4 protein-coding genes are annotated in these 8,236 nt (G+C 65.1%); 3 read left to right on the plus strand and 1 reads right to left on the minus strand.

Annotation, left to right across the window (positions count from 1 at the left end; translation table 11 throughout):
* Positions 1–63 precede the first annotated feature (63 nt).
* Positions 64–2,604 carry a glycoside hydrolase family 3 protein gene (locus K5Q19_RS02000; protein ID WP_292940498.1) on the minus strand — a complete coding sequence of 847 codons (2,541 nt, stop codon included), beginning with the start codon at positions 2,602–2,604 and terminating at the stop codon, positions 64–66.
* Positions 2,605–2,839: 235 nt separating this feature from the next.
* On the opposite strand from K5Q19_RS02000, the gene K5Q19_RS02005 reads away from it, so the two are divergent.
* From K5Q19_RS02005 to K5Q19_RS02015, 3 genes are all read left to right on the plus strand, one after another.
* Complete coding sequence (locus tag K5Q19_RS02005) at positions 2,840–5,848, plus strand: TonB-dependent receptor (RefSeq protein ID WP_292940501.1); 3,009 nt, start codon at positions 2,840–2,842, stop codon at positions 5,846–5,848.
* Positions 5,849–5,993: 145 nt separating this feature from the next.
* Entirely contained in the window at positions 5,994–7,535 is a 1,542-nt protein-coding gene (locus K5Q19_RS02010; protein ID WP_292940504.1) for a tryptophan halogenase family protein, read from the plus strand.
* Positions 7,532–8,236, plus strand: a 705-nt coding sequence (locus K5Q19_RS02015) for an ROK family protein (protein WP_292940507.1), incomplete at its 3' end; no start/stop codon positions are given. The genes K5Q19_RS02010 and K5Q19_RS02015, both read left to right, overlap by 4 nt.

Here is an 8,236-nt window from a genome sequence, read left to right on the forward strand (position 1 = left end):
GGATGTCTGACAACGCAATCAGTTCAGTGCGCCATAGTCAAATAAAAATGCATAATAGATTCATTATTTGGCGGCCGGCCTGCATCCGGCAAGGATATCGCCCTTCGTACCCAGCGTCACGCTGGCAAGGCTAAACGACAGCGGACCGCGCGTGGCCAGCACGAGCGGGCTGGAGACGGCATTGCTGGCCGAACCGGCGGGAAGCAGGCACTTGAGCGGGACGGCGAGCACTTTCCATTCACCGATAGGGAGTGCGGAGAGCTCGGGCAGGGCGACCGGCGCGGCGCAAGGGCCGTTGCCACAGCGTGCCGAGAGGGTGACGGGTGCGCCGGGCCTTGCATCGAGCTTCAGGTTCACGAGCAGCAGTACATCGCCATTGGTCTCACGCGAGAGATCGCGCGGGGATGCGGATTCGAGCGCGATGGTGGCGGCTTCGGGGCCCTTGCCGACAACGATGCGGCGCGCGCCTTCCTGCACGTCCTTGTCGATCGCGGTGATGGTGATGCGGCCGCCGGGTGTCGAGGCCGGAACCGGGCCGACGACATGGGGCGCCGCATAAGGGTCGGTCAGCACGAGCGACCAGCCGGTCTGGGCCTGCCCACGCTGGAGAAAGACGCCGGGGACGGCTTCGGCAGCGACGCCGGGGTCTTCCGGCAAGGCGGTCCACGGCTCGGCGCCCTGCGCCATCGATAGGCCGTAGCCATAGGCGTAGAGCGGGTCGTCGCCGTGCCTTGCCGTGCGCGGCCATGCCGTGGGGAGGCGGCCGGTGAAGTCTGCCCCGTCCTTGCCGTAGAGCACGTCGGCGACGCCTGCGCCTTCCGAGCCCGGCAGCCACGCGACGACGAAGGCATCGGCGGCGTTGAGTTCGGGGTTCACGAACAGGGGCCTCCCGGTGAGCATGACCGCGACAACGGGTATCCCTTGCGCTTTCAGGGCCTTCATCGTGGCGAGGGGGCCGGTGAGATCGCTGCGCAGCTGCAGCGAGCGAATGTCGCCCTGAAATTCGGCATAAGGCGTTTCGCCGAACACGACGACCGCAGCATCGGGCTTGTCCTTGAACCGGCCATCGGGTGCAAGCTGTGCGCTGCCGCCGGAGGCTTCGGCGGCCGATTTGAGGCCCTCCCACAGCGTGGTCGCGCCGGGGAACTGGTCGCGCGTTAGGCCGGTGCCCTGCCAGGTGATCGTCCAGCCGCCGGATTGCCGCGCGACATCGTTTGCCCCATCGCCCGCAACAAGCAGGCGCGCGCCTTTCTTCAGTGGCAGGACGCCGGTGTTCTTGAGCAGCACCAGCGACTTGCGCACGGCTTCGCGGGCAACGGCGCGGTGTTCGGGACTGCCGAGGAGGTTCCATTGGCCCGCGAGTGGCCGGGTGGACGGCGCGCCCATTTCGAACAGGCCGAGGCGGAACTTCACCCGCAGGATCCGGCTGACGGCATCATCGAGGCGGGTCATCGGCACGGTGCCGTCCTGCACCTGCTTCAGGAGGCTGCCAAAGAGCGGCTTCCAGCTATCGGGCGCCATATACATGTCGACCCCGGCGAGGAGCGCCTGCGGGCAGCTGGCGTTGGTGCAACCGGCGATCTGGCCGTGCGCGTTCCAGTCGGTGACGACGAAGCCGCCGAAGCCGAGGCGGTCCTTGAGCACATCGGTGACGAGGCCCTTGTTGCCGGCGATCTTGACGCCGTTCCAGCTCGAGAAGCTGGTCATCACGGTGGCGACCCCGTTCTCGATCGCAGGCAGGTAGGGGGCGCCATGGACAAGGCGCAGCGTGGTCTCGTCGATCTGCGCATCGCCCTGATCGTGGCCGTCGGTCGTCGCGCCATCGGCGAGGAAGTGCTTGGTGCTGGCGATCACGCGGGGGCCTGCGAGCACGCGGTCGGTTGTGGGCGGGCCCTGCAGGCCGCGCACCATGCGGCCGACATAGCTGGCGACGAGCGCGGGATCGGACGAATAGCCTTCGTAGGCACGGCCCCAGCGCCAGTCCTGAGGGACGGTGACGGTGGGGGCGAAGGTCCATTCCTGCCCGGTGACGCGGATCTCGGCAGCAGTGGCGGCGCCGATCCTCTCGATCAGATCGGGATCGCGCATCGCGCCGAGGCCGACGTTGTGCGGGAAGAGAGTCGCGCCGATAATGTTGCTGTGGCCGTGGACCGCGTCGGTGCCCCAGATCACGGGGATCGCCGGGCAGCCCGGGCGGCCGCGCATCGAGGCAGCGTGGAACAGGTCGGCGTAGCGGAGCCATTCCTTCGCAGGGGCGAGGTCGTTGCCGCCAGGACCGGAGTTGCCGCCATTGAGCACCGAGCCGAGATTGTAGCGCGCGACATCTTCCGGCGTCAGGCTGGCGATATCGCCCTGGATGACCTGGCCGACCTTGCAGGCCATATCCATCTGCTTGAGAAGCTGGGCGATTCTGGCTTCGTCCGCATCGGTCACGACTTTGGGCCAGGCGATTCGCGGCCATTGCTCCGGGTGAACGTTCGCAGCCGAGTCGTTCGCGCCTACGGTAGGTGCGGCAAGGAGTGCGGCCGGCGTGAGACTGGCGGCGAAAGCTGCCGCGCAGGCCAATCTGCCAATGGTGCCGCTCAGGTGCGAAATCCGCTTCATTCCTTGGCTTTCCTCTCCGTTCCGCGGGTCTGAACGACCTTGTCGGGACTCACTAATAATGCAGGATGATAATATAATTTGAATGACAACGTTGACAATACGGCCAAGGTGATCGTATTTCAACCGTGCCACACGCATTCGGCCCAATCCGCATCGCGGCAAGCCGGATCACCAGAAAGGCGGTAGCACTCCGGTCAAAGCGGGGGCTGCCGCTCAATTTGCAAGGGGAGAGACCATGTCTGATCGTTTCGCACGTCCAAGGACCGTGCTTTCCAAGAAGGGGCTTATGGGCGCCGCGTCGATCATGGCGCTGCTGGTTGCCGGCAATGCTGCCGCGCAAACGGCGCCGCAGCAGACAGCTGAGGCCGATACCGCCGCCAGCGACGAAAGCGCCGCGCCGATCATCGTCACCGGCTTCCGCCAGTCGCTGGCCGCCGCGCTGGATGCCAAGCGCAATTCCAACCTCATTCTCGAATCGGTGAGCGCCGAAGATATCGGCAAGTTCCCCGATCAGAACATCACCGAATCGCTGCAGCGCCTGCCGGGCATCCAGATCGACCGCGAAAACGGCCAGGGCACCAAGGTGCGCATCCGCGGCCTCGAGCAGAACCTCACCGTGCTGAACAACGAACTGTTCGTGACCGGCCAGGAAGTGTTCAAGGTTGGCGAGGGCAACTTCACCCGTACCGACAGCCTTGAAAGCGTGCCTTCGGAACTCATCGGCGGCGTCGAAGTCTACAAGTCGCCCAATGCCTCGCTGCTTGAAGGCGGCCTCGGCGGTATCGTCAACCTCAAGACGCGCAATCCGCTTGATCTCAAGAATGGCCTGACCGTCGCGGGCAACGCGCGGCTCAACAAGGCCAATGGCATCGATGGCTGGAAGCCGACCGGTGCGGTGGTTGCGAGCTACAACTTCAACGACAAGTTCGGCATCATCCTCTCGGGCAGCTACAGCAAGACCAACGCCCACTTCGACATTCTGGGCGGCGAAAACCGCGGCAACTGGGCGTTCGGTGCGGGGCGCCGCGACACGGCGACAGTGCCGACCAACTACTATGCGCCGGAATACCGCTACTTCACCGACCGCGACCAGTACCGCACGCGCTGGGGCGTTTCGGCGGGCCTTGCGTTCCGTCCGACCGACACGCTGAGCCTCGACCTCAACTACTTCCACTCCGATCTCAAGGTGGACACGCGCGAAGGTTCGGTGAAGTTCCCGTTCGGCCAGGGCGAATCGCTCGGCCTGCTGCCGGGCTACCAGATCAACAGCAACGGCGTGCTGACCAGCGGTACTGTCCGCGCCCAGTCGGCCGAAGCGATCTCGCTGGTCGACGTGAGCACGATCCGTTCGGACAACGTGCAGTTCGGGACCAAGTTCGACAACGGCTCGAACTTCCGCGCCAACCTTGAAGCCACCTATTCGAACGGTTCGCTCTTCCGCGACGTGGCGAACAACGACGTGCGCTATACGCAGTACACGGTGCGGCAGGGCGCGGTCGGCGGGGCGCTGCAGAACGGCGTGGCGCTCAACAGCGCGGCTCCCGCCACGTTCGACTTCACTTACAGCAACGGCAGCCTGCCGCGCTTCGGCATCGCGCAGAACAGCCCGCAGGACCTGTTCAGCAATCCGGCCTATGGCTTCTTCAAGTCGCACTGGGCCTTCGGCGACCGCTCGAAGATCAAGGGGCACTCGCTCCGCACCGACTTTGCCTGGGATGTCGATCCTTCGGAAAAGGGCAAGATCACGGTGAGCGCCGGCTTCCGTTATGGCCAGCGCACGGTGGACTTCACCTCGGGCCGCTATCTGGCGGACTATTCGGGCAAGGGCGAGCTTGATGCGACGAAGATCCCCGCTGCCGAACGCGTGCCCGGCTTCAACTACAACTACACGCCTTATGGCTACTTCCAGGACGGCGCGATCGGCTACAAGATCTGCGACCTGCCCGAAGCGAACAAGCCGGCCGCCTTTGCCGGGTGCAGCCGCTTTGGCAATTCGCCCGCGCTGATCACGCCGTATGACACCTTCACCAGCAATGCGGGCCGCGTGGAAACGCTGGTCAACCCGAACATTCCGGGCGGCAAGGCGCTGATCCAGAACCGCGCGCAGATGGTGAACGCGCTGAAGTGGATCCAGGACCTCTATCCCTCCACACCGTTCAGCTTCTTCGAGGATCCGCTGCAGACCTTCTTCGTGAAGGAAGAGACCAAGACCGGCTATGTCATGGCCGATATCGGCGGCAAGGATGACGGCTTCCACGTCAACGTGGGCCTGCGCATCGTCAACACCCAGCTGAAGGTCGACCAGAACCAGGGTACGGCGAACCCGACCTACTTCGGCACGGACAGCTGGAACGGCGTGGTCAAGGACTTCGACACGACGAGTGTCCAGCGGTCCTACACCGACTTCCTGCCGAGCCTGAACGTGGTGATCGATGCCAACCAGGACATCAAGGTGCGCGCTTCGGCTGCCCGCGTGACCTCACGCCAGCCGCTGTTCGATCTGGGCCGCGGCTTCGCGACCGACTTCACCCGCGATGCGGCGACCGACCGGTTCCTGTTCACCAGCGGCAGCCGCGGCAACGCCACGCTCGATCCGTTCCGCGCCTACCAGTTCGATCTGGGCGTCGAATACTACTTCGGCCGGCAGGGCCTGCTGTCGGCGGGCGTGTTCTGGAAGGAAGTCGACAGCTTCGTCGTGACGCAGACCGTGCCGGTCTTCGTGAACGACCAGGGCGGCGGACGGATCGGGCCGGTCTCGCAGCCGGTCAACGGCAATGGCGGCCGGGTCAAGGGCTTCGAACTGGCGGCGCAATATGCCTTCCCGTTCGGCCTCGGCTTCACCGCGAACTACACGTTCTCGGATACAAGCACCGAGTTTGCCAACGACTTCGAGACGGGTCTGCCGCTGCCGGGTGTTTCGAAGCACTCGTTCAACGGGCAGGTCTACTTCGAGAAGAACGGGTTCGCGGCGCGTGCCTCGTACTCGTGGCGTTCGAAGTCGTACCTCGGCAACTTCGGCTTCGGCGATGGCGGCGTGACGCGCACGCTGGGCATCTACCAGAAGCCCTATGGCCAGCTCGACGGGCAGATTTCCTACCAGGTGACGCCGAACTTCAACGTGTTCCTCGAAGGCATCAACCTCAACAAGGAAAACACCGAGACCTACCTGCAGTTCCCCGAACTGCCGTTCCGGTATGAATCGGGCTCGCGCCGCATCTTCGCGGGCATTAAGTTCAACTTCTGATCCTCTGCTCCACTCCCTCGGAGCCTCTTGGGGGGAGGGCCTTTGCGGGCCTTCCCCCCTTTCTTGTCCAACGCGTGGCTGAGCCCTTGTCTTGGGGGCGGATGACCGCCAGCATCGGACCGGACCTATGATGACCCCTCTACCTTTGCGTTCCATACTGATCGTTGGCGGCGGCACCGCCGGCTGGTCCGCGGCGGCGCTGCTTTGCGCGGTGCTCGCGCCGTCCGGCTGCAAGATCACGCTGATCGAATCGAGCGATGTGCCTACCGTGGGCGTGGGCGAGGCGACGATCCCGCCGGTCTTCGAGTTTCTGGCGAACTACGGGATCGATGAGATTGATTTCATTCGCCATTGCCAGGCGACCTTCAAGCTCGCAATCCGCTTTGACGACTGGCTGGAGCGGGGCCATTCCTATTGGCACCCGTTCGGCAATCTGGGGGTGACGATCAACCAGCGGCCGTTTCACCACTACTGGTGGAAGAACAAGGCTGCCGGGCACGGCGAGAGCATGGCCGATCTGTGCCCGGCGATTGCGCTGGCGGAGGACGGCAAGTTTGCGTTTCCACCGCCGGACAGGAGCTATCCGGGCGGGGCGCTCAATTATGCGCTGCACTTCGATGCCGGGCTGGTGGCGCAATACCTCCACAGACATGCGACCGCGCGCGGGGTGGAGCATGTCGACGCGCGGATCGCGGGCTGCGAGATGGCGCAGGATGGCGCGATTGCCGCCGTCAGGCTGGAGGACGGGCGGCGCATCGAAGCCGATTTCTTTATCGATTGTTCCGGCTTTCGCGGGCTGCTGATCGAAGAGACGCTTCACGCCGGCTATGAGGACTGGACGAAATGGCTGCCCTGCGACCGCGCTGTCGCGATGCCGACCGCGACGGTAGGGCCGCCCGCACCTTACACCATTTCTGCCGCGCATGAGGCGGGCTGGCGCTGGCGCATCCCGCTGCAATCGCGGGTGGGCAACGGCTATGTCTATTCGAGCCGGTTCATCAGCGATGAGCAGGCGGCGGAGACCCTGCGCGGCGCAGCGGAAGGCGAGCCGCTGGCCGAGCCGCGGTTTCTGCGCTTCACCGCCGGGCACCGCAAGGCGATGTGGGTGAAGAACTGCCTCGCCGTCGGGCTTTCGAGCGGGTTTCTGGAACCGCTGGAATCGACAAGCATTCATCTCATTCACACCGCTCTGAACCGGCTGCTGGACTACTTCCCCGACCGGCACTGCGATCCTGCACTGGCGGCTGCCTACAACCGCGAGGCGGCGGACGAATATGCGCATATCCGCGATTTCCTGCTGCTGCATTATGTGCCCAACCGGCGGCACGGCGAGCCGTTCTGGGACGAGATCCGGGCGAATGCGCTGCCCGATACACTGGCGGCGAAGCTCGATCTGTTCCGCCGGACCGGGCGCATCGTTTCGCGGCGGCGCGAACTGTTTGCCGATATCAGCTGGTTCTTTGTGGCGGCGGGCATGGGGATCGTGCCGGAAGCGCTCGATCCGCTCGCCGATGCGGCGGACTTTGGCGAAGTGCGGCGGGTGATCGGGCAGATCAGCGAGGTGATGGGGCGCTATCGAGCGGCGGCGCCGCTGCATCGGGATATGCTGGCACGGCTGCTCGATCCGGCGCTCAAGGGGCGGCCCAACTTCAAACAGACCTGGGGCGCTTCCGGGGGCGGGGAATGATCGCCGGGCTCGAACTGGGCGGCACCAAGTGCGTCGCCACGCTGGCGCATGGGCGCGAGGTGATCGACCAGCGCCGGGTGCCGACGCGCGATGCAGAGGCGACGGTCGGCGATCTTGCCGCGATCCTCGATGAATGGGTCGCTGCGCACAGCGTGAAGGCCATCGGCGTTGGCGCTTTCGGGCCGATCCGCACCGACCGGGCGGCGGCAGATTTCGGCACCTTCCTCGCGACGCCCAAGCCGGGCTGGCAGGGCTTCGGCCTCGCCGCGCATCTGAGGGATCGCTATGGCCTGCCGGTCGGGCTCGACAGCGACGTCAACGGTGCGGCACTGGCGGAAGGGCGCTGGGGCGGCGCAGTGGGCATGGCGAATCATGCCTATGTCACGGTTGGTACCGGCGTCGGCGTCGGGCTCGTGGTGGGTGGGCGGGCCATGGCGGGCCGTGCACACAGTGAAATGGGCCACATATTTGTCGACCGTCTGCCGGACGATCTTGCGCCGGGAACCTGCCCATTCCACGGGGCCTGCGTGGAAGGATTGATTTCCGGACCGGCGCTTGCTGCACGGGCCGGGCAGGCTGGCGAGGCACTGGACGACTTGCATCCGATATGGAAACCCTTCGTTCATGTTCTTGCACGGCTCGTCCATACCATCGTGTTGACCGGGGCACCCGAGCGCGTCGCGCTGGGCGGCGGCGTGCTG

Origin of the sequence: Novosphingobium sp. (assembly GCF_019748365.1) — a bacterium.
Lineage (GTDB): Bacteria > Pseudomonadota > Alphaproteobacteria > Sphingomonadales > Sphingomonadaceae > Novosphingobium.

Coding starts and splice junctions, on each gene's coding strand:
- K5Q19_RS02000 (WP_292940498.1), bottom strand. CDS start 2,604: ATGAAGCGGATTTCGCACCTGAGCGGCACCATTGGCAGATTGGCCTGC.
- K5Q19_RS02005 (WP_292940501.1), top strand. CDS start 2,840: ATGTCTGATCGTTTCGCACGTCCAAGGACCGTGCTTTCCAAGAAGGGG.